Source organism: Gemmobacter caeruleus (assembly GCF_008271655.1).
Lineage (GTDB): Bacteria > Pseudomonadota > Alphaproteobacteria > Rhodobacterales > Rhodobacteraceae > Gemmobacter > Gemmobacter caeruleus.
This window is the reverse complement of the sequence record NZ_VKKX01000051.1, coordinates 14,764-34,124: the sequence shown is the minus strand read 5'-3', so window position 1 is coordinate 34,124 and position 19,361 is coordinate 14,764. Positions and strand designations below refer to the sequence as shown.

General features: G+C 66.9%; 23 protein-coding genes. 12 read left to right on the top strand and 11 right to left on the bottom strand.

The window, feature by feature from the left end:
• Window positions 1–89: 89 nt before the first annotated feature.
• From FOA17_RS15720 to ssb, 7 genes are all read right to left on the bottom strand, one after another.
• On the bottom strand, window positions 90–1,274 hold the full coding sequence (locus FOA17_RS15720; RefSeq protein WP_149142459.1) for a cytochrome P450: 1,185 nt from the start codon (window positions 1,272–1,274) through the stop codon (window positions 90–92).
• A gap of 2 nt (window positions 1,275–1,276) precedes the next feature.
• The gene (locus FOA17_RS15715) at window positions 1,277–2,176 is read right to left on the bottom strand and encodes a DMT family transporter (protein WP_149142458.1); all 900 of its coding nucleotides are present in this window, start codon (window positions 2,174–2,176) and stop codon (window positions 1,277–1,279) included.
• 89 nt (window positions 2,177–2,265) lie between these two features.
• Window positions 2,266–3,009 (bottom strand): triose-phosphate isomerase, encoded by a 744-nt coding sequence (gene tpiA, locus FOA17_RS15710; RefSeq protein ID WP_149142457.1) that lies wholly within the window; start codon window positions 3,007–3,009, stop codon window positions 2,266–2,268.
• Window positions 3,010–3,082: 73 nt separating this feature from the next.
• The gene (locus FOA17_RS15705) at window positions 3,083–3,442 is read right to left on the bottom strand and encodes a HesB/IscA family protein (RefSeq protein ID WP_149142456.1); all 360 of its coding nucleotides are present in this window, start codon (window positions 3,440–3,442) and stop codon (window positions 3,083–3,085) included.
• A gap of 61 nt (window positions 3,443–3,503) precedes the next feature.
• Window positions 3,504–3,866 (bottom strand): SUF system Fe-S cluster assembly protein, encoded by a 363-nt coding sequence (locus FOA17_RS15700; protein ID WP_149142455.1) that lies wholly within the window; start codon window positions 3,864–3,866, stop codon window positions 3,504–3,506.
• A 67-nt stretch (window positions 3,867–3,933) separates the two neighbouring features.
• The gene (locus FOA17_RS15695) at window positions 3,934–4,899 is read right to left on the bottom strand and encodes an acyltransferase family protein (protein WP_149142454.1); all 966 of its coding nucleotides are present in this window, start codon (window positions 4,897–4,899) and stop codon (window positions 3,934–3,936) included.
• A gap of 20 nt (window positions 4,900–4,919) precedes the next feature.
• Window positions 4,920–5,477 carry a single-stranded DNA-binding protein gene (ssb, locus tag FOA17_RS15690; protein ID WP_149142453.1) on the bottom strand — a complete coding sequence of 186 codons (558 nt, stop codon included), beginning with the start codon at window positions 5,475–5,477 and terminating at the stop codon, window positions 4,920–4,922.
• Window positions 5,478–5,686: 209 nt separating this feature from the next.
• On the opposite strand from ssb, the gene FOA17_RS15685 reads away from it, so the two are divergent.
• Window positions 5,687–6,292: a lytic transglycosylase domain-containing protein gene (locus FOA17_RS15685; RefSeq protein ID WP_149142452.1), complete on the top strand. Its 606-nt coding sequence runs from the start codon at window positions 5,687–5,689 to the stop codon at window positions 6,290–6,292.
• 46 nt (window positions 6,293–6,338) lie between these two features.
• Here the strand turns inward: FOA17_RS15685 and serS are convergent, their stop codons facing one another.
• Together serS and FOA17_RS15675 are read right to left on the bottom strand one after the other, a co-directional pair.
• Window positions 6,339–7,628 carry a serine--tRNA ligase gene (gene serS / locus FOA17_RS15680; protein WP_149142451.1) on the bottom strand — a complete coding sequence of 430 codons (1,290 nt, stop codon included), beginning with the start codon at window positions 7,626–7,628 and terminating at the stop codon, window positions 6,339–6,341.
• Window positions 7,629–7,700: 72 nt separating this feature from the next.
• Window positions 7,701–8,057, bottom strand: coding sequence for a winged helix-turn-helix transcriptional regulator (locus FOA17_RS15675; protein WP_149142450.1), 357 nt, complete (start codon window positions 8,055–8,057; stop codon window positions 7,701–7,703).
• 102 nt (window positions 8,058–8,159) lie between these two features.
• On the opposite strand from FOA17_RS15675, the gene FOA17_RS15670 reads away from it, so the two are divergent.
• The 10 genes from FOA17_RS15670 (at window position 8,160) to FOA17_RS15625 (ending at window position 15,542) form a co-directional block, all read left to right on the top strand.
• A complete protein-coding gene (locus FOA17_RS15670) occupies window positions 8,160–9,173 on the top strand; it encodes a zinc-binding alcohol dehydrogenase family protein (RefSeq protein ID WP_149142449.1) in 1,014 nt (337 codons plus the stop codon).
• A 154-nt stretch (window positions 9,174–9,327) separates the two neighbouring features.
• A complete protein-coding gene (gene yajC, locus FOA17_RS15665; RefSeq protein ID WP_149142448.1) occupies window positions 9,328–9,654 on the top strand; it encodes a preprotein translocase subunit YajC in 327 nt (108 codons plus the stop codon).
• A gap of 25 nt (window positions 9,655–9,679) precedes the next feature.
• A complete protein-coding gene (gene secD / locus FOA17_RS15660; protein WP_149142447.1) occupies window positions 9,680–11,347 on the top strand; it encodes a protein translocase subunit SecD in 1,668 nt (555 codons plus the stop codon).
• 12 nt (window positions 11,348–11,359) lie between these two features.
• Window positions 11,360–12,340, top strand: coding sequence for a protein translocase subunit SecF (secF, locus tag FOA17_RS15655; protein WP_149142446.1), 981 nt, complete (start codon window positions 11,360–11,362; stop codon window positions 12,338–12,340).
• Between the two features lie 15 nt (window positions 12,341–12,355).
• Window positions 12,356–12,709, top strand: coding sequence for an Mth938-like domain-containing protein (locus FOA17_RS15650; RefSeq protein WP_149142445.1), 354 nt, complete (start codon window positions 12,356–12,358; stop codon window positions 12,707–12,709).
• Between the two features lie 62 nt (window positions 12,710–12,771).
• A complete protein-coding gene (ccmA, locus tag FOA17_RS15645; protein WP_149142444.1) occupies window positions 12,772–13,395 on the top strand; it encodes a heme ABC exporter ATP-binding protein CcmA in 624 nt (207 codons plus the stop codon).
• Complete coding sequence (gene ccmB, locus FOA17_RS15640; RefSeq protein WP_149142443.1) at window positions 13,392–14,048, top strand: heme exporter protein CcmB; 657 nt, start codon at window positions 13,392–13,394, stop codon at window positions 14,046–14,048. The genes ccmA and ccmB overlap by 4 nt, the downstream gene beginning before the upstream one ends.
• A gap of 41 nt (window positions 14,049–14,089) precedes the next feature.
• Window positions 14,090–14,821, top strand: a complete 732-nt coding sequence (locus FOA17_RS15635) for a heme ABC transporter permease (RefSeq protein WP_149142442.1) — start codon at window positions 14,090–14,092, stop codon at window positions 14,819–14,821.
• Window positions 14,818–14,982, top strand: coding sequence for a heme exporter protein CcmD (gene ccmD, locus FOA17_RS15630; protein WP_149142441.1), 165 nt, complete (start codon window positions 14,818–14,820; stop codon window positions 14,980–14,982). The genes FOA17_RS15635 and ccmD overlap by 4 nt, the downstream gene beginning before the upstream one ends.
• Window positions 14,979–15,542: a DsbE family thiol:disulfide interchange protein gene (locus FOA17_RS15625; protein ID WP_149142440.1), complete on the top strand. Its 564-nt coding sequence runs from the start codon at window positions 14,979–14,981 to the stop codon at window positions 15,540–15,542. Before ccmD ends, FOA17_RS15625 begins: the two co-directional genes overlap by 4 nt.
• Here the strand turns inward: FOA17_RS15625 and FOA17_RS19775 are convergent.
• Window positions 15,527–15,667 carry a hypothetical protein gene (locus FOA17_RS19775; RefSeq protein WP_162528279.1) on the bottom strand — a complete coding sequence of 47 codons (141 nt, stop codon included), beginning with the start codon at window positions 15,665–15,667 and terminating at the stop codon, window positions 15,527–15,529. The genes FOA17_RS15625 and FOA17_RS19775 overlap by 16 nt on opposite strands.
• A gap of 133 nt (window positions 15,668–15,800) precedes the next feature.
• Here FOA17_RS19775 and FOA17_RS15620 point away from each other — a divergent pair, with 133 nt between their 5' ends.
• Window positions 15,801–16,496 carry a hypothetical protein gene (locus FOA17_RS15620; protein ID WP_149142439.1) on the top strand — a complete coding sequence of 232 codons (696 nt, stop codon included), beginning with the start codon at window positions 15,801–15,803 and terminating at the stop codon, window positions 16,494–16,496.
• Window positions 16,497–16,555: 59 nt separating this feature from the next.
• On the opposite strand, the gene acnA is transcribed toward FOA17_RS15620, so the two are convergent.
• The gene (gene acnA, locus FOA17_RS15615) at window positions 16,556–19,243 is read right to left on the bottom strand and encodes an aconitate hydratase AcnA (protein ID WP_149142438.1); all 2,688 of its coding nucleotides are present in this window, start codon (window positions 19,241–19,243) and stop codon (window positions 16,556–16,558) included.
• Window positions 19,244–19,361: the final 118 nt, after the last annotated feature.

The window sequence follows — 19,361 nt, the reverse complement described above, 5'->3', positions numbered from 1 at the left end:
AAGGGGCGCAAGCGCTTTTGCCCTTCAGCTGTTCCCAAATATCCTCAGGGGGTGAATGGCCGTGAGGCCAGAGGGGGCGCGAGCGCCCCCTAGCCGGCGCGCACCATCAGGCGGGTCAGCCCGTGGAAGTGATAGACATCGCCATAGGCGGGAGCTTCGGCAAGGCGGAGGCCGGGCAGGCGGTCGAACAGGATCGGCAGGGCGACCTGCATCTCCATGCGCGCGAGCGGGGCGCCGACGCAGAAATGCGCGCCGGCGCCAAAGCTCGCATGGGGGCGGATCGGCCGGTCGGGGCGAAAGCGGCCGGGCTCGTCCCACTGGGCGGGGTCGCGATTGGCGGCGGCGAGCAGCAGTTGCACCTCGGTCCCCCTGGCGATGGTGGTGCCCATCACCTCCACCTCCTCATAGGCCCAGCGGGTGAAGATGTGCAGCGGCGGGTCGTAGCGCAGACATTCCTCGACCGTTGCCTCGATGGCCCCGGGGGCGAGGGCGCTGCGGGGCGTGGCGGTTTCCAGCAGGGTCTTCACCGCATTGCCCAGGCTGTGCACCGTCGCCTCATGCCCGGCATTCAGCAGCAGGATGCAGGTGGTGATGAGCTCATCGGTGGAAAGCTTTTCGCCCGCCTGTTCCGCCGCGATCAGCGCTGTGATCAGGTCGTCGCGCGGGCTGTCGCGGCGATCCGCGATATAGGCGCGCAGGAAGCTGACAAAGGCCTCGGTCGCGGCGACGGCGGCATCTTCGCGCGCGCGGGTGCGGCCGGCCATATACATGCCGACCATGGCATTCGACCAGCGCAGCAGGTCATCGGCCATCGTCTCGGGCACGCCGAGCAGCCGGGCGATCACGGTCACCGGCAGGCGTTGGCCGAAATGGCGCAGCAGGTCGAATTCGCCTGCGGGCAGGCTGTCGATCAGATCGTGGCAAAGTTGCGTGATCTCGGGCGCGAGGGCGGCGATGCGGCGCGAGGTGAAGGCGCGCAGCACCAGTGCGCGCAGGCGGGTATGGCGCGGCGCCTCCAGTTCCAGCATGGAATGCGCCTCGACCGCGTAAAAGGGCGCCAGATGGTCGGGGATCGGGGGGCGCTTGTCGGCGGGGATCTCGCGGCCAAAGCGGCGGTCGCGGAAAATGGCGTTCACCGCCGCCGCGTTGCCGGTGGCGATCCGGTCGTAATCGGCCCAGAGGAAGAACGGCCCCGCCGCGCGGGCGCGTTCGTAGAAAGGGTAGGGGTTCTGCACGAAGGCGGGGTCGGTGGGCGATTGGGTCAGGCGTTGCATGGTCAATCCGTCGAAAGGGCGCGGCGCGCGGCGGGTGGTCTGCTTTGGGCCACCAGCACGCCAAGCGCCACGATGAGCGCGCCAAGTGCCTGGAGCCAGTTCCACGGCTGGCCCAGCAGGAACAGGAAGACCATCACATAAAAGGGCGCGGCATTGATGTGCAAGGCGCCGACGCCCACGCCCAGCGATCCGATCGAGGCGATCCACAGGAGTTGCGACAATGCCATGGCGCAAAGCCCGTAGACCGCCAGCGCGCCCCATTCCACCGCGCCCATGGCGGCCAGGTCGGGGGCGGGGCCGCCGACGGCCAGGCTGATCGCGGCGACGATGGCGCTGGCCAGTGCCGCGCCGCCGATGGTGAGCGCGGTCTGGCCCAGCGGGCTCAGCCCCGGAAGCACCGTGACCGACCAGCGTGAACCGAGCGTATAGAGCGTGATCGAGCCGAGTGCCGCCAGCGCCCCGGCCCCGAGATCGAGCGCACCCATGGCGGCGCCATAGGTCACCAGCCCGCCGACCAGCGACAGCGCCACCCCGGCCAGCATCGCGGCGGTCAGGCGGCGGCCCTCGGTCACGGCCTCGATCGTCAGGCCGACAACCGGCATCGCGGCGGAGACGACCGCGACGGTGACCGCGTCGGTCCGGGCCTGCGCCACGACCAGCAGCACCGCCCCCGCCGCCAGCACGCCGCCGATCCACAGCCCGTGCCCCCAGGGCGCGCGCCGCGCCGCACCGCGTTCCACCAGCAGCCAGAGCGGCAGCAGGACCAGCGCGGCCACCCCCATGCGCGCCGCAGTTAGGACCAGCGGCGGCAGTGGGCCGATCAGGAAATCGGCGGCCGGCAGGCCCATGGCCCAGACCAGCATCGACAAGAGGCAGAGAAGATTGGCGGTGGCGGGGCGCAAGGGGCACCTATGGCAGGAAACCCCGGCAAGATGCCGCCCGCGCCGGGCGCGGGCTGATCTGTTTGCGACCTGCGATGTCGTGCCGTGGCTCAGGCCGCCGCGAGTGCCGCGACGATCTCGCCGAAATCGGCGGCTTTCAGGCTGGCGCCACCGACCAGCGCGCCATCCACATTGGCCAGCGCAAAGATCTCGGCCGCGTTGGAGGGCTTGACCGATCCGCCATACAGCAGGCGCACGCCGGCCGCCTCGACACCGATCCGCGCGGTCAGGTCGGCGCGCAGCGCGGCATGAACCTCGGCGATTTCGGCCAGCGTCGGGGTGCGGCCGGTGCCGATGGCCCAGACGGGTTCATAGGCCAGCACCAGATTGGCGGCGGTCGATCCGCTGGGGACCGAGCCACGCAACTGTGCGCCAACCACCGCGAGGGTCTGCCCGGCATCGCGTTGCGCCTCGGTCTCGCCCAGGCAGACCACGGCGACCAGACCGGCCGCCTGGGCGGCCTCGGCCTTGGCGCGCACCAGCTCGTCGCTTTCGCCATGATCGGCGCGGCGCTCGCTATGGCCCAGGATCACATGATCGGCGCCGGCCTCGCGCAGCATCTCGGCTGCGATGTCGCCGGTATGCGCGCCGGAGGTCTTGGGGTGGCAATCCTGCCCGCCGACATGCAGCGCCGTGCCCTCGGCCAGGGCCGCCATGCGGGCGATCAGCGTGGCGGGGGGGCAGAGCAGCATGTCGCAACCCGGCGCGGGATGGGCGGCCAGCAGCGCCGTCACCTCGGACAGCGCGGGGCCGGTGCCGTTCATCTTCCAGTTGCCTGCCGCCAGTTTCCGCATGATCCGCCCCTCCGCTTGCTGTGCCCGCGTTATAACAGGGCGCGCGGCGCGAGGGAAGCGAAAGCTGCCGCGGTCAGGCGGCGGGATCGTCCTTGAACTTGATCGATTCGCCGCAGCCGCAGGCCTCGGCCACATTGGGATTGTTGAAGCGGAAGGCCGATTCCAGCGCGGAAACCTGATAGTCGATTTCGGTGCCGATCAGGAACATCTGGGCCATGGGTGCGATCATCACCCGCGCGCCATCCTGTTCCACGACCTCGTCCAGCGGGTTCACCTCGGTCACATAATCCATGGTGTATTCCATGCCGGCGCAGCCGCCCTTCTTGACGCCGATGCGCAGCCCTTGCGAGCCCTGGCGCGCCATCAGCCGCGCGATCTGGGTCGCGGCGGCGGGGGTGAGGGTGACGGCCTGCTTGCCGGGAATGCCGAACATGAGGGGATCCTTATGCTATGGCAGAAAGATAGGTTTTCGTGCGGCCCACCTCAAGGGGGGGTCACATGAAACCCAGTTCCAGCCGCGCCTCGTCGGACATCATCTCCATCCCCCAGGGCGGGTCGAAGGTCATGGCCACCTGCACCGATTTCACGCCCGGCACGGCCTCCACGGCATCGGCGACCCAGCCGGGCATCTCGCCCGCCACGGGGCAGCCGGGCGCGGTCAGGGTCATCACGATGTTCACGTCGCTTTCCGGCGCGATTTCAACGGTATAGACCAGACCGAGGTCAAAGATGTTGACCGGAATCTCCGGGTCGAACACGGTGCGGCAGGCCTCGACCACGCTTTCATAGAGCGGGTGATCGGTGGTGGAGGGCTTGATCAGCGGGGCGCCTTCCAGCGGCGGGGCTTGCTCGGTCATCTCGATCTCGCGTTTAGTTGACCGATTATATAGGAAATCCGGCGGCCAAGGTCCAGTGCCTGCGGCATCAGAGCAGTTTCGCCGCCCAGCCGCGCCGCCGCAGCGCCCAGACCACAAGGCAGGAACCCGCCACCGCCAGCGTCCAGACCAGCGGGCGCCAGCTGGGATCCTTGAGGAAAGTGTGGCGCAGCATCAGCGCGACAAAGGCCACATGCACGAAATAGATGCCGCTGGCGTAATCGCCGATGCGGCGATCGGCCACCGCACCGGGCCATTGCAGCGCCGCGATCATCAGCGCCGGCGCCGCGATGGCCAGCGCGATCAGCGTGTCATGCGGCAGGCCGCGCGGCGCGGTATAGGCGACGGCGACCGATTCCAGCGGCACCATGAGGCTGGCCAGCAGCGCCACGATCAGAACCGGCCCGCGGGGCAGGGTCTCGGCCAGCCGCAGCCGCCAGATCAGCGCGCCGATCAGCATATAGGGCAGGCACAGCACCAGCGCGTTGCGATGCGCGGGCAGGGGGTCTTGCAGAAAGGCGATGTCGATGCGGAACCAGTCCCAGGCCTGGCCATAGAACAGGACCAGCCCCGCCCCCAGCGTCAGCGCGGCCAGCCCCGCCAGCCGCCGCGCCGGCCAATGCGCGATCGGCAGGATCAGCGCCGCCGCCATCGCCATGCCCGACAGATACCACAGATGCCAATAACCGAAGACCAGCATCCGCAGGTTCTGCCACCAGTTCTGGTTGATCAGCGCCGACCAGTAGATCGGCAGGTACAGCAGCATCCAGATCAGATAGAGCGTGACCGCCCGCCGCAGATAGGCGCCGCCGCGGCCCTTTTCGACCGCGGCTTGCAGGAAATAGCCGTTGAACAGCAGAAAGACCGGCACGCCAAGGCGATAGATGCCGTCGCCGGTGAGCAGGAGCGCGGTGCGCCCCAGCTCGCGGAAGGGGTTGGCATGGATGCCCACCACCATCAATGCCAGCGCAAGCTTCAGCAGGTCAACGGCGCGGCTGCGCCCCGGCGCGGTCATCTCAGGCTCCGGTCAGATCCTCAGAACGGGATTTCGTCATCCATGTCGTTGCGGCTGCCGCCACCGCCCGAGCCGCCGCCGAAGCCGCCCTGATTGCCGCCGCCATAACCGCCGCCGCCACCGCTGCGCCCGCCGCCATAGCTGCCGCCCCGGCCGCCGCCGCCCGAGCCGCCCTCGTAATCGCCGCCGCCCTGATCGTAATCGACGCTGCCACCGCCGCCTTCGCCGCGCCCGTCAAGCAGCGTCAGTTCCCCGCGATAGGGGCGCAGCACGATTTCGGTCGTGTAGCGGTCCTGGCCCGACTGATCCTGCCATTTGCGGGTTTCCAAGGCGCCCTCGATATAGACTTTGGAGCCCTTTTTCAGATAGCGCTCGGCGATATTGGCCAGCGGTTCGGAAAAGATCGCCACCGAATGCCATTCGGTGCGTTCCTTGCGCTCGCCCGAGTTGCGGTCGCGCCAGGTCTCGCTGGTGGCGATGCGCAGGTTCACCACCTTGCCGCCGTTCTGGAAGCTGCGCACCTCGGGGTCGCGCCCCAGATTGCCCACGATGATGACCTTGTTGACCGAACCTGCCATGCGCAGCGCCCCCCGATTCTCTTGTCCGGCCAGTCTGGCCCGACCCGGTTAACCATTGGTGTATTCCTCTAGCAGCGGTCGGCGGCGCTGACAACGCGGCGTGGGGCATGGCGGGACTTTGCCACGCCGCCGGCCGAGCGGGCAAAACCGCTGGCAGCGGCCCGCAGATCGGTTATAGTCGCGCGCAAGAAACCGCTTTCGGGGGACGGATGCGTCGGACGGCTGTGACGATTGCCTTGCTTGTGTCGCTGATCGCGGCCCCGGCCATGGCGGAAGGGCTGCGCCTTTCGGGGTCGAGCAAATCGCGCGCGACGCTGTTCCGGTCGCAGACCGCGCTGCTCGACGGGCGGCTGGCGAAACAGTATTCCGGTTCGACCCGGCTCAAGCCCAATGCGCCCAAGCTGGAAGAGGCCGCCGCCCCCACGGCGACGCCGGCCTATCGCGGCGCCTACAAGGGACAGTATCTGGAGATCGCCAAGGCCGCCGCCCGCAAGCATGGCGTGCCCGAGGATCTGTTCCTGCGGCTGGTGCAGCAGGAAAGCGGCTGGAACCCCAATGCGGTCTCGCCCAAGGGCGCGACGGGCCTTGCGCAACTGATGCCGCAGACCGCGCGCCTGTTGCGGGTCGATATTAACGACCCCAATCAGAACCTTGAGGGCGGGGCGCGCTATCTATCCATGATGTATGGGAAATTCGGCAATTGGCGGCATGCGCTGGCCGCCTATAATGCCGGGCCGCTGGCGGTGGAAAAGCATGGCGGCATCCCGCCCTATGCCGAGACCAAGAATTACGTCAAGGTGATCTACGGTAGCTGATCCACGCCGGCAGAGGCGGGAAAAAGGGGCCTTGCGGCCCCTTTTGTCATGCCAGAACGCCGTCGGCGCCGATGCGGGTCTTGCCGCCCAGATAGGGGTGCAGCACCGCGGGCAGATCGACAGAACCATCGGCCTGCTGGCCGTTTTCCAGCACCGCGATCAGGCAGCGCCCGACCGCAAGGCCCGAACCGTTCAGCGTATGGACGAAGTCCGGCTTGCCGCCCGCCGCACGATAGCGCGCATTCATCCGCCGCGCCTGGAAATCGCCGCAGACCGAAACCGAGCTGATCTCGCGATAGGTGTTCTGGCCCGGCAGCCAGACCTCGAGGTCATGGGTTTTCGTCGCGCCGAATCCCATATCGCCGGTGCACAGCACGATGGTCCGATAGGGCAGGCCCAGCTTTTCCAGAATCGCCTCGGCGCAGCGGGTCATGCGTTCATGTTCGGCAAGGCTGGTCTCGGGGGTGGTGATCGACACCATCTCCACCTTCTCGAACTGGTGCTGGCGCAGCATGCCGGTCGTGTCCTTGCCGGCCGAGCCGGCCTCGGAGCGGAAGCACTGGGTATGCGCGGTCATGCGGATCGGCAGCGCGCTTTCCTCCAGGATGTCGCCGGCCACGGTATTGGTCAGCGTCACTTCCGACGTGGGCACCAGCCACCAGCCATTCGTGGTCTGATAGCTGTCTTCGGCGAATTTCGGCAGCTGGTTGGTGCCATACATCGCCTCTTCCTTGACCAGAACCGGGGTCCAGGTCTCGGTCAGGCCATGTTCGTTCACATGGGTATCGAGCATGAATTGCGCCAGCGCGCGATGCACGCGGATCACCGCGCCGCGCAGCACCACGAAACGCGCGCCCGACAGTTTGGCGGCGGTGGCGAAATCCATCCCCGGCTTTACCCCGGCGATGTCGAAATGTTCCTTGGGCGCGAAATCGAGCGTGCGAGGTGTGCCCCAGCGGCGCAGTTCCACATTGCCGGCCTCGTCGGCACCCTCGGGCACTTCGGGCAGCGGGCTGTTGGGAATGCGCATCAGCATGTCGCGCAGTTCCGCATCCTTTTCGCCCGCCCGCGCCGTCATCGCGGCGACCTCGGCCTTTTTCTCGGCCACCAGGGCGCGGAGGCGTTCGAATTCGGCATCGTCGCCGCGCGCCTTGGCGGCACCGACCTCTTTCGAGGCGGCGTTCTGCGCGGCCTGCGCGGTTTCAGCGGCCAGGATCGCGGCGCGGCGCGCCTCGTCCAGCGCCAGCACCTCGGACGACAGCGGCGACAGGCCCCGGCGTGCCAGAGCGGCATCGAACTGGTCAGGGTTTTCGCGGATCGCGCGGATGTCGTGCATGATGTCACCTTTGAATTGCAGGTGCCCTTCCATGCAACATCGGCCGCGCCATGTGAAGCGGAAAGCGGCCGTTCAGGCGGCGTGCGGCTTGCCGTAAAGCCCCAGATGCGCGTCGCCCCAGACCTTCAGCGCCTGCAAGACCGGCTCCATGCTGCGGCCCAGCGGCGAGAGCGCGTAATCCACCCGCGGCGGCACTACGGCAAAGACGGTGCGGGTGATCAGCCCGTCTTCCTCCAGTTCCCGCAACTGGTTGGTCAGCATGCGCGGGGTGACATTGGGGATCAGGCGGCGGATCTCGCCAAAGCGCAGGGTGCCGTCCAGCAGGTGATACAGGATGATCGACTTCCATTTGCCGTCGATCAGGCCGATCGCGGCTTCGACCGCGCAGCCCGGCGCGCAATCGAAGCGGGAATGGCGGGCCTTGGCCATGACAGTATCCTTTTCGATAGTATGGGCTGCATTTGTGCGTATTGCCGAATTCGCATGTTAGGCGCAGTTTCGCTGCCGGACAACATCAGAAGGAGCGCGGCCATGAAAGCCGTCGGTTATCAGACGCCCGGTGCCCTGGACCGGCCCGAAGCCTTGATCGACATCGACCTGCCGATGCCCGCGCCGGGGCCGCAGGATCTGCTGGTCCGGGTGGCGGCGGTGTCGGTCAATCCGGTCGATACCAAGGTGCGCAAACGTGCGACCCCTGCGCCGGGCCAGTGGCAGGTGCTGGGCTATGATGCGGTCGGCACCGTCACCGCGACCGGCGCGGCGGTGCAGGGCTTCGCGCCGGGGGACCGGGTGTTTTACGCGGGCGACATCACCCGGCCCGGCGCGAACAGCGAATTTCATCTGGTCGATGCCCGCATTGCCGCCCGCGCGCCGCAGCGCCTGTCGGATGCCGAGGCGGCGGCGCTGCCGCTGACCGCGATCACCGCCTGGGAAATGCTGTTCGACCGGCTGGAGATCGCGCGCCCGGTGCCGGGGGCGGCGCGGGCGGTCGTGATCATCGGCGCGGCGGGGGGCGTGGGCTCGGTCGCGGTGCAACTGGCGCGCGCGCTGAGCGACGTCACCGTCATCGCCACCGCCTCGCGCCCCGAAACGGCGGATTGGGTGCGCGATCTGGGCGCGCATCATGTGCTGGATCACAGCCAGCCGCTTGCGCCGCAGGTCGCGGCGCTTGGTCTGGGCGCGCCGGGCCATGTGTTTTCGATCACCCAGACCCATCAGCACCTGGCCGATGTGGTGGAGTTCATCGCGCCGCAGGGCCGGTTCGGCCTGATCGACGATCCCGATCAGCTGGATATCCTGCCGTTCAAGCGCAAATCCGTCTCGGTCCATTGGGAATCGATGTTCACGCGCTCCACCTTCCGCACGCCCGACATGGGGGAACAGGGCCGGCTGCTGGCCGAGGTGGCGGGGCTGATCGACAGCGGGCGCCTGCGCTCGACCCTGGCGGAGCGGATGGCGCCGCTGAACGCCGCCACCCTGCGCGCCGCGCATGAACGGATCGAATCCGGCCGCACCCGGGGCAAGATCGTGATCGAGGGCTTCTGACCGCGCGCTTCACATCCCGGTCAGGCGACCCGGGCCGCGCCTTGCCAAGCTGGCAGGGCGCGGATAGGGTGCGCCGCAATCTGGCCACCCCGCCCGCGGGCGGCCTTGTCGCGCAGTCCACGAGTCGCGCAGTCAACGACCGGAAGGAAGATCCATGTTCATCACCCCCGCCTTCGCCCAGGCTGCCGGAAATGCCGGCGCCGCCTCTGCCTTTACCAGCTTCGTGCCGCTGATCCTGATCTTCGGGATCATGTATTTCCTGATGATCCGCCCGCAGCAGAAAAAGATGAAGGAACATCGCGCCATGGTCGAGGCGCTGCGCCGTGGCGACCAGGTGCTGACCCAGGGCGGCATCATCGGCAAGGTCGTCAAGGTGCATGACGATGGCGTGCTGGAGGTCGAGATCGCCCCGAATGTGGTGGTGAAGACCCCGCGCTCGACCATCGCCCAGGTGATGAACAAGACGGAACCGGCGGCCTGATCCGCCGCCCTACGGGACATCCGCGATGACCGACACGCCGATCTGGAAGACGCTTCTGGTCTGGGCCATCGTGGCCCTCAGCCTCGCCTTTGCGGCGCCCAACCTGTTCTATGACCGGGTGGAGCAGCATAATGACGCGGCTGCCGCGATCGAAAAGGCCGGCGGCAGCGCCACGCCCGATCAGGCCGCCGCTCTGGCGCAATGGCCGGATTGGGCGCCCTCGGGCATCGTGGCGCTTGGCCTCGACCTGCGGGGCGGCGCGCATCTTCTGGCCGAGGTGAAGGTCGCCGATGTCTATGCCGCGCGGATCGACGCGCTCTGGCCCGAGGTGCGCGATGCGCTGCGCGATCTGCGCGACCAGGTCGGCAATGTGCGCCGCCAGCCCTCGCCCGAAGGGGTGCTGCGGGTGGCGATCTCCAACCCTGCCGGGCTTCAGGCCGCGGTGGAAAAGGTGCGCACGCTGGCCACGCCCGTGGTCAGCCTGACCGGGCTTGGTTCCAACGATATCGAGGTCAGTTCCGACAATGGCGAGATCGTCGTGCAGCTGTCGGAGGCCGAGCGTGTGGCCACCGACCAGCGCACGATCCAGCAAAGCCTCGAGATCATTCGCCGCCGGGTGGATGAGGTCGGCACGCGCGAACCCACGATCCAGCGTCAGGGCGAGGATCGCATCCTGATCCAGGTGCCGGGCATCGGATCGGCGGCGGAACTGAAGACGCTGATCGGCACCACCGCCAAACTGACGTTCCATCCGGTGGCCCGCGTCACCGCCGATGCCGGCGCACGCCCCGGCCCGCGCGAGATGCTGCTGCCGGCGATGGACGAGCCGAACACCTATTACCTGGTGGAAAAGACCCCGGTCGTCACCGGCGAGGATCTGACCAATGCGCAGCCCGCCTTCGACCAGAACGGCCGCCCGGCGGTGGAATTCCAGTTCGACCCGACCGGTGCGCGCAAGTTCGGCGACTATACCGCCAACAATATCGGCAAACCCTTTGCCATCGTGCTGGACGATCAGGTGATCTCTGCCCCGGTGATCCAGAGCCACATCCCCGGCGGGCGCGGCATCATCACCGGCAGCTTCACCGTCGAGGAAAGCACCGAACTGGCCGTTCTGCTGCGTGCAGGCGCCCTGCCGGCCGAGATGACCTTCCTTGAGGAACGCACCATCGGCCCCGAACTGGGCGCGGATTCGATCCGGGCGGGCGAGGTGGCGGCGCTGGTGGCGACCGCGCTGGTCGCGGCCTACATGATCGCAAGCTACGGCCTGTTCGGCACCTTCGCGGTGCTGGCGCTGGCGGTGAACATCGCGATGATCTTCGCCATCCTCTCGACCCTCGGCGCCACGCTGACCCTGCCGGGCATTGCCGGCATCGTGCTGACCATGGGCATGGCGGTGGATGCCAACGTGCTGATCTATGAACGCATCCGCGAGGAATTGCGGGCCGGCCGGTCGCCCGGCGCGGCCATCGACGAGGGCTTTGGCAAGGCGCTGTCGGCCATCGTCGATTCGCAGCTCACCGGGCTTTTGACCGCGGTCATCATGTTCTTTGTCGGCACCGGCCCCGTGCGCGGCTTTGCCGTGACGACCGGGATCGGCATCCTGACCTCGATGTTCACCGCCGTCTATGTGACGCGGGCCATCGTCGCGCTCTATATCGGGTGGCGCCACCCGAAGACCATCATCGTCTGAGGAGGGCGCAGCATGGCCTTTCGTCTGAAACTGGTTCCGACCGAAACCAAGATCGACTTCTTCCGCTGGCAATACATCACCTTCGGGGTGTCGGTGGCGGCGGTGATCCTCTCGCTGCTGTCGGTGCTGTTCATCGGGCTGAATTTCGGCATCGACTTCAAGGGCGGCACCACGATCCGCACCGAAAGCACGCAGGTCGTGGATGTCGGCGCATATCGCGGTGCATTGTCCGATCTCGGCTTGGGCGATGTCTCGATCACCGAAGTCTTCGACCCCTCGTTCCGCCCCGATCAGCATGTCGCCATGCTCCGCATCGCCCCGCAAGAGGGCTATGAGGCCGTGACCCCCGAGGTCATCGCCCAGGTGGAGGCCGCGCTTCTGGCCGTGGACCCGGCGATCACCTTCCCCTCGGTCGAAAGCGTCGGGCCGAAAGTTTCGAATGAACTGATCTGGAAGGCGCTGCTGGCGGTCTTTGCCGGTTCGACCGGGATCTGGATCTATGTCTGGCTGCGCTTTGAATGGCAATTCGCCGTGGGCTGCGTGGCCGCGCTGATCCATGACGTTGTGGTCACCGTCGGGGTGTTCTCGATCTTTCAGCTCAAGTTCGATCTGACCATCGTCGCGGCGCTGCTGACGATCCTGGGCTATTCGGTGAACGATACGGTGGTGATTTTCGACCGGCTGCGCGAGAATCTGCAAAAATACAAGCAGATGCCGCTACGCGACCTGATGAACCTCACCACGAACGAGACGCTGTCGCGCACCATCATGACGGCGACGACGACCTTCCTCGCGCTGACCGCGCTCATCATCTTTGGCGGTGACGTGATCCGGGGCTTTGTCTTCGCCATGCTGTTCGGGGTGGTGATCGGCACCTATTCCACGCTCTATGTCGCCAAGAACATCGTGCTGATGCTGGGCCTCGACCGCACCGAGAAGACCAGGAAGGAACGCGCCAAGGGCGATCACGAATTCGCCAATATCGACGCCTGACGGGGAACGCGGGCGATGCGGCTGACCGAGATCGAATATGGCGCGGCCCTGCCGGTGGAAAGCTATGGCCCCGGCTTTTTCCGCATCGGGGGCAAGGTGTTGCGCGGCCCGGTGATCATCACGCCGCGCGATGCCGGCCCCTGGGGCGGGCTGGACGATCTGGCGGCGCTGCTGGCGCTGGCGGGCGATGTGGATGTGCTGTTTCTGGGTATGGGGGCCGAAATCGCCCATGCGCCGGCCGATCTGCGCGCCGGACTGGAACAGGCCGGCATCGGGGTGGAGGTCATGTCCTCGCCCGCCGCCTGCCGCACCTATAACGTGCTGCTGAGCGAGGGGCGGCGCGTCGCCCTCGCGCTGCTGCCGGTCTGACAGGCGCGCATTGTCGCAGGGCCGGGCTTTGCCTCGGCCCGGCGGATCGGCTAGGGAAGGGCATGGAGTTCATCGTTTCCGATCTGGCGGTGGCGCGCGGCGGCATCTGCGTGCTGGAGGGGGTCAGCCTGCGGCTGGCGCCCGGGCAGGCGCTGGTGCTGCGCGGGCCGAACGGCATCGGCAAGACCACGCTGATGCGCACACTGGCCGGGCTGCAACCGGCGCTGCGCGGCACGATCTCTGCCCCGCCCGAAAGCATCGCCTATGCCGCCCATGCCGACGGGCTGAAATCGACGCTGAGCGTGGCCGAGAATCTGGGCTTCTGGGCGGCGGTGCATGGCATGGCCGGGGTCGAGGCTGCGATGGCGCGGATGAACCTCACCGATCTGGCCGATCGCCGGGCCGCCAATCTGTCGGCCGGGCAGAAGCGGCGGCTGGGGCTGGCGCGGCTGCTGGTCTCGGGGCGGCCGTTCTGGCTGCTGGATGAACCGACGGTCAGCCTCGACACCGCGTCGGTCGCACTTTTCGCCGAGGTGGTGCGCGCGCATCTGGCCAGCGGCGGCGCCGCGCTGATGGCAACCCATATCGACCTTGGCCTGGCAGAGGCGGGCCTGCTGGACCTCACGCCCTTCAAGGCGACGGGGGCGGTGCAGGCCGCGCAGGGCTTTGACGAGGCCTTTGCATGATCGCCCTTCTGCTGCGCGACCTGCGCATCGCCTTTCGCGCCGGGGGCGGCTTTGGCCTCGGGCTCGCATTTTTCCTGCTGGTGGCGGTGCTGGTGCCGCTGGGCGTCGGCCCCGAAGGCGGCACGCTGGCGCGCATCGCGCCCGGCATCCTGTGGGTGGGGGCGCTGCTGGCCTGCCTGCTCAGCCTCGACCGCATCTTCGCGCTGGATTTCGAGGATGGCTCGCTCGATCTGCTGGCCACCGCGCCGATCCCGCTGGAGGGGGTGGTGGCGGTGAAGGCACTGGCGCATTGGCTGGTGACGGGGCTGCCGCTAGTCATCGCGGCGCCGGTGCTGGGGGTGCTGCTGCACCTGCCGGAGGCCGGCTATGGCTGGCTGGTGGTCTCGCTGCTCCTCGGCACGCCCGGCCTGTCGGCGATCGGCGCCTTTGGCGCGGCGCTGACCGTGGGGCTGAAGCGCGGCGGGCTCTTGCTCAGCCTGCTGGTGCTGCCGCTTTATGTGCCGACACTGATCTTCGGCGCCGAGCTGGTCAAACGCGGCGCGGCGGGCATGGCGGTGCAGGTGCCGCTGCTGCTGCTGGCGGGCATCACGCTGGGGGCGGCGGCGCTGCTGCCCTTTGCCTCGGCGCTTGCGCTGCGCATCAATCTGCGGTGAGGTCATTGACCACGCCGCCCCGACACATCTAACGAGGGCCCATGTCGCTCTGGGAATATGCCAATCCGAAGAAATTCACCGAGACCACCGCGCGGGTGCTGCCGGTGGTGGTGCCGCTGGCCGGGGCCTGCCTGCTGGCCGGGCTGATCTGGGGCTTTTTCTTCACGCCTGAGGATTACAAGCAGGGCAGCACGGTCAAAATTCTGTTTCTGCATGTGCCGGCCGCGATGATGGCGGTGAATGCCTGGATCATGATGCTGGTCGCCTCGCTGGTCTGGATCGTGCGGCGGCACCATGTCTCGGCGCTGGCGGCCAAGGCGGCGGCGCCGGTGGGCATGACCTTTACCCTGGTCGCGCTGGTGACCGGCGCGCTTTGGGGCCAACCGATGTGGGGCACCTGGTGGGAATGGGATCCGCGGCTGACCTCGTTCCTGATCCTGTTCCTGTTCTATCTGGGCTATATCGCGCTCTGGCAGGCGGTGGAGAACCCCGATACCGCGGCCGACCTGACCGGCGTCCTCTGCGTGGTCGGATCGGTCTTCGCGGTGCTGAGCCGCTATGCGGTCAAGTTCTGGAACCAGGGGCTGCATCAGGATTCGACCATCATGAAAGTGGGCGAGAAAGACCCGCTCGACCCCGCCTATTACTGGCCGCTGATCTTTTGTCTGGCGGGGGTGGTGCTGATGTTCGTGGCGCTGGTCCTGCTGCGCACCGTGACCGAAATTCGCCTGCGCCGCCTTGCGGTGATCGAGGCGCGGGAGAAATTCGAATGATGCCCGAACTGGGGAAATATGCCTTTGCGGTGCTGTCCTCCTATGCCGTGTCGCTTGGGCTGATCGGCGGGTTGGTGGCGCTGTCGGTCTGGCGGTATGCCCGGGTGAAACGGGCGCTGACGGCGGCCGAGGCGCGGTTGGCAAAGGGGAAACGGGCATGAGCGGGCGCCTTCTGTTCTTTGTGCCGCTGGCGGTGATCGCGCTGTTTCTGGGGGCCATTGCGCTGCCCAAGCTGCTGCAACTGGCAGGCAGCCCGGAATCCAATCAGGAACTGCCCTCGACCTTCATCGGGCGTCCGGCGCCGGTATTGCCGGAAACCGGGCTCGCCGGTATTCCACTGTTGAAGCCGGAGGATCTGCGCAGTGGTCAGGTCACCGTGGTCAATTTCTGGGCCAGCTGGTGCCCGCCCTGCCGCGCCGAACATCCGGTGCTGAAGCAGATGGCGGCCGATGGGGTGCGGGTGGCCGGGCTCAACATGATGGATCGCGACGATGACGCGCTGAAATACCTGACCGAGGAGGGCAACCCCTTCTTTGCCATCGCGACCGACCCCAAGGGCCGCAACCGGGTGGAATGGGGTGTCACCAACCCGCCAGAGACCTTCATCATCGGTGGCGACGGCACGATCCTGTTCAAGTTCATCGGCCCGCTGGTCGGCACCGATTACGAACGGCGCTTCAAGCCCGCGCTGGCCGAAGCCCTGGCTCAGACCCAGAGGTAAAGCAGACCGACCGCAACGATCAGCGCCGCCTCGACCGGGCCGGGCCAGAGTGTGACCCGCGGCAGGGGGCGCGGTCGCTGGTCCAGGCTGCGCTGATCGGGGATATGGGGCAGGGCGGTCGGCATCTCGATCTCCTTTTGTTCCCATTCACCTTGCGTGATTCCCATGAACGGGAACTTAACGGGAACACGGCAGCGTCTTGCCTCGCCCCGCACCGGCATGAGAGATTGATCCATCTCGACAGGATGGGGGCACGCGATGGGGGCCTATCACGACAGCTTCCGCCCGGCGGACAAGGCGATGGAATCTGCCTTTATCGCGGTGCTGGCGGCGGGCGGGGCGGGATGGCTGGGCTGGAAATTGTCCTGGCCGTGGATCCTCGACCTCGATCACCCGGATTTCAACCCGCTGGTCCTGCTGGAAGGGCTGCTGATCGGCGTCGCGCTGTATCAGGCGGGCAAGGCGCTGCGCTGGTTCCTGCGCGCGCGACGCTTTGGCACGGCGGACCTGCATCTTGCGGGGCAGAGCCCGGCGCCGATGGGCGGGGCCTTGCGCGGTGAGGTGCGGCTGGGCCGCCCGGTTGCTGTGGAGGGCGACTGGACGGTGACGCTGACCTGTTTCGACCTGCATGAAAGCGGCGATTCCGACAGCGATGGCGGCAGAACGGCGCGCGACAGCTTTCCGGTCTGGTCACGCAGCCAGACCGTCGCGGCGGGGGACGGGCCGACCCGGGCGGTGGCCTTTGATTTCACCTTGCCCGGCTCTGTCGGGCCAAAGCCGCAAAGCCGCAGCCGGCCGGGTGCGAGCTTGCGCGCCTCGGTGCATCTGCCGGGGTTCAAACGGGGGATTGCCGTCAATGCCCCGCCGGTGGCGCGCTACTGGGTGCTGCGCCTGTCGGCGCCGACCCGGGGCGCCGATTTTCAGGCCGAGTTCACGGTGCCGGTGCAGGACTGACCGCGCCATGAAAAAAGGCCCCGGATTGCGCCGGGGCCTTTTGCTTGTCTGGGGGCTGATCAGCCCTGCGCGAGGTTGCGCAGGACGTAATGCAGCACGCCGCCATTCTCGACATATTCGATCTCGATCGCGGTATCGATGCGGCACTTGATCTGGATCGTCTTTTCGCTGCCATCGGCGTAGCGGATGGTGCAGGGCACCAGCGAGAGCGGCTTCAGATCGCCTTCCAGCCCGCCGATCGACACGACCTCATTGCCGGTCAGGCCCAGCGACTTGCGGGTGTCGCCATTGGTGAACTCGAAGGGGATCACGCCCATGCCGACGAGGTTCGACCGGTGGATCCGCTCGAAGGATTCCGCGATCACGGCCTTGACGCCCAGAAGTGCGGTGCCCTTGGCCGCCCAGTCGCGCGAGGAGCCGGCGCCGTATTCGATGCCGCCAAAGATGACCAGCGGGGTGCCCTCGGCCTGATAGGCCATCGAGGCGTCATAGATCGAGGTCTGCGCCCCGTCCGGCCCTTTGGTATAGCCGCCCTCGACGCCATCCAGCATCTCGTTCTTGATGCGGATATTGGCGAAGGTGCCGCGCATCATCACTTCGTGATTGCCGCGACGCGCGCCGTAGGAGTTGAACTCCGACACCGGCACCTGACGGTCGGTCAGGTATTTGCCGGCCGGGGTGGTGGCCTTGAACGAACCCGCGGGGCTGATGTGGTCGGTGGTGATCATGTCGCCCAGAAGCGCCAGAACGCGGGCGCCAGAGATGTTCTTGATCACGCCCGGGGTCTTGGACATGCCCTGGAAATAGGGCGGGTTCTGGATATAGGTCGAGGAGGCGGGCCAGTCATAGGTCTCGCGCTCGGTGACCTTCACCGCCTGCCACTTTTCGTCGCCCTTGAAGACATCGGCATATTTGGCCTGGAACGCCTCGCGCGTCACGACCTGATGCACGATATCGGCGATTTCCTTGTTGGTCGGCCAGATGTCCTTGAGATAGACCGGCTTGCCGTCTTTCGACGTGCCGATCGGCTCCGACGTGATGTCGATATTCATGTCGCCGGCGATGGCATAGGCCACGCAGAGCGGCGGCGAGGCCAGGTAGTTGGCGCGCACGTCGGGGGAGATACGGCCCTCGAAGTTGCGGTTGCCCGACAGGACAGCGGTCGCGACCAGATCGCCCTCGGCAATGGCCTTGGAGATCTCGGGTTGCAGCGGGCCGGAATTGCCGATGCAGGTGGTGCAGCCATAGCCCGCCAGGTTGAAGCCGACATAGTCGAGATCTTCCTGAAGGCCGGCGGCATTGAGGTATTCCGACACGACCTGCGACCCGGGGGCGAGCGAGGTCTTCACCCAGGGCTTGCGGGTCAGGCCCAGGGCGCGCGCCTTGCGTGCCACAAGCCCGGCGCCGATCAGCACATAGGGGTTCGACGTGTTGGTGCAGGAGGTGATGGCGGCGATCACGACCTTGCCCGAGGACAGTTTGTAATCCTGCCCGTCCACCGCGACCTCGACGCCCATCGGACGCTTGAAGCTGGCTTCCATTTCCTTGGCGAAGCCGGATTTGGCATCGGTCAGCGGCAGGTAATCCTGCGGGCGTTTCGGGCCCGAGATCGCCGGCACGATGCTGCCCATGTCGAGTTCCAGCGTCGAGGTATAGACCGGATTGTAATCCGCGCCGCGCCACATGCCGTTTTCCTTGGCATAGGCTTCGACCAGGGCGATGCGGCTTTCCTCGCGGCCGGTGTTGCGCATGTAGCGCAGGGTCTCATTGTCGATCGGGAAGAAGCCGCAGGTGGCGCCGTATTCGGGGGCCATGTTGGCGATGGTCGCGCGGTCGGCCAGCGGCAGGTGATCCAGCCCCTCGCCGTAGAATTCGACGAACTTGTTCACCACGCCATGCTTGCGCAGCATCTGCACGACCTTCAGCACGAGGTCGGTGGCGGTGGTGCCTTCGACCATCTGGCCGGTCAACTTGAAGCCCACGACTTCGGGGATCAGCATCGAAACCGGCTGGCCCAGCATCGCGGCCTCGGCCTCGATCCCGCCGACGCCCCAGCCCAGAACGGCCATGCCATTGACCATGGTCGTGTGGCTGTCGGTGCCGACCAGCGTATCCGGGTAGGCCACTTCGTCACCGTTCTGGTCCTTGTCGGTCCAGACGGTCTGCGCCAGATATTCCAGGTTCACCTGATGGCAGATGCCGGTGCCGGGCGGCACGACGCGGAAATTGTTGAACGCCTTCTGACCCCATTTCAGGAAGACGTAACGCTCCATGTTGCGTTCGTATTCGCGGTCCACGTTCATCTGGAAGGCGCGGGGATGGCCGAATTCGTCGATCATGACCGAGTGGTCGATGACCAGATCAACCGGGTTCAGCGGGTTGATCTTCTGCGCGTCGCCGCCCAGGCCGATGATGCCGTCGCGCATCGCGGCCAGATCGACCACGGCCGGCACGCCGGTGAAATCCTGCATCAGCACGCGGGCCGGGCGATAGGCGATCTCGCGCGGGTTCTTGCCGCCCATCTTGCCCCAGTCGGAGAAGGCCTTGATGTCGTCAACGGTGACGGTCTTGCCGTCCTCGAAGCGCAGCATGTTTTCCAGCACCACCTTCAGCGCGGCGGGCAGGTTCGCGAAATCGCCCAGACCGGCGGCTTCGGCGGCGGGGATCGAGTAATAGGCAACCGACTGACCGCCGGCGGTCAGGGTCTTTCTCGTTTTGCTGCTGTCGTGTCCGACGGTGACGGTCATCTGTCGCCTCCTGGCTGTGGCTCGGAAATTCGGGCTCGGAAATCTGGGCTCGCGGGAAACCCCCATAGCGGTGTGCCGCATTGCGGCGCGCCCTGCAAGGGAATCTCTGCGTGCTTTG

Excerpts from the sequence above, each read along its gene's own strand:
- FOA17_RS15720 (WP_149142459.1), bottom strand. The coding sequence starts at position 1,274 with ATGCAACGCCTGACCCAATCGCCCACCGACCCCGCCTTCGTGCAGAAC.
- tpiA (WP_149142457.1), bottom strand. The coding sequence starts at position 3,009 with ATGCGGAAACTGGCGGCAGGCAACTGGAAGATGAACGGCACCGGCCCC.
- FOA17_RS15705 (WP_149142456.1), bottom strand. The coding sequence starts at position 3,442 with ATGTTCGGCATTCCCGGCAAGCAGGCCGTCACCCTCACCCCCGCCGCC.
- FOA17_RS15700 (WP_149142455.1), bottom strand. The coding sequence starts at position 3,866 with ATGACCGAGCAAGCCCCGCCGCTGGAAGGCGCCCCGCTGATCAAGCCC.
- FOA17_RS15695 (WP_149142454.1), bottom strand. The coding sequence starts at position 4,899 with ATGACCGCGCCGGGGCGCAGCCGCGCCGTTGACCTGCTGAAGCTTGCG.
- ssb (WP_149142453.1), bottom strand. The coding sequence starts at position 5,477 with ATGGCAGGTTCGGTCAACAAGGTCATCATCGTGGGCAATCTGGGGCGC.
- FOA17_RS15685 (WP_149142452.1), top strand. The coding sequence starts at position 5,687 with ATGCGTCGGACGGCTGTGACGATTGCCTTGCTTGTGTCGCTGATCGCG.
- serS (WP_149142451.1), bottom strand. The coding sequence starts at position 7,628 with ATGCACGACATCCGCGCGATCCGCGAAAACCCTGACCAGTTCGATGCC.
- FOA17_RS15675 (WP_149142450.1), bottom strand. The coding sequence starts at position 8,057 with ATGGCCAAGGCCCGCCATTCCCGCTTCGATTGCGCGCCGGGCTGCGCG.
- FOA17_RS15670 (WP_149142449.1), top strand. The coding sequence starts at position 8,160 with ATGAAAGCCGTCGGTTATCAGACGCCCGGTGCCCTGGACCGGCCCGAA.
- yajC (WP_149142448.1), top strand. The coding sequence starts at position 9,328 with ATGTTCATCACCCCCGCCTTCGCCCAGGCTGCCGGAAATGCCGGCGCC.
- secD (WP_149142447.1), top strand. The coding sequence starts at position 9,680 with ATGACCGACACGCCGATCTGGAAGACGCTTCTGGTCTGGGCCATCGTG.
- secF (WP_149142446.1), top strand. The coding sequence starts at position 11,360 with ATGGCCTTTCGTCTGAAACTGGTTCCGACCGAAACCAAGATCGACTTC.
- FOA17_RS15650 (WP_149142445.1), top strand. The coding sequence starts at position 12,356 with ATGCGGCTGACCGAGATCGAATATGGCGCGGCCCTGCCGGTGGAAAGC.
- ccmA (WP_149142444.1), top strand. The coding sequence starts at position 12,772 with ATGGAGTTCATCGTTTCCGATCTGGCGGTGGCGCGCGGCGGCATCTGC.
- ccmB (WP_149142443.1), top strand. The coding sequence starts at position 13,392 with ATGATCGCCCTTCTGCTGCGCGACCTGCGCATCGCCTTTCGCGCCGGG.
- FOA17_RS15635 (WP_149142442.1), top strand. The coding sequence starts at position 14,090 with ATGTCGCTCTGGGAATATGCCAATCCGAAGAAATTCACCGAGACCACC.
- ccmD (WP_149142441.1), top strand. The coding sequence starts at position 14,818 with ATGATGCCCGAACTGGGGAAATATGCCTTTGCGGTGCTGTCCTCCTAT.
- FOA17_RS15625 (WP_149142440.1), top strand. The coding sequence starts at position 14,979 with ATGAGCGGGCGCCTTCTGTTCTTTGTGCCGCTGGCGGTGATCGCGCTG.
- FOA17_RS19775 (WP_162528279.1), bottom strand. The coding sequence starts at position 15,667 with ATGCCGACCGCCCTGCCCCATATCCCCGATCAGCGCAGCCTGGACCAG.
- FOA17_RS15620 (WP_149142439.1), top strand. The coding sequence starts at position 15,801 with ATGGGGGCCTATCACGACAGCTTCCGCCCGGCGGACAAGGCGATGGAA.
- acnA (WP_149142438.1), bottom strand. The coding sequence starts at position 19,243 with ATGACCGTCACCGTCGGACACGACAGCAGCAAAACGAGAAAGACCCTG.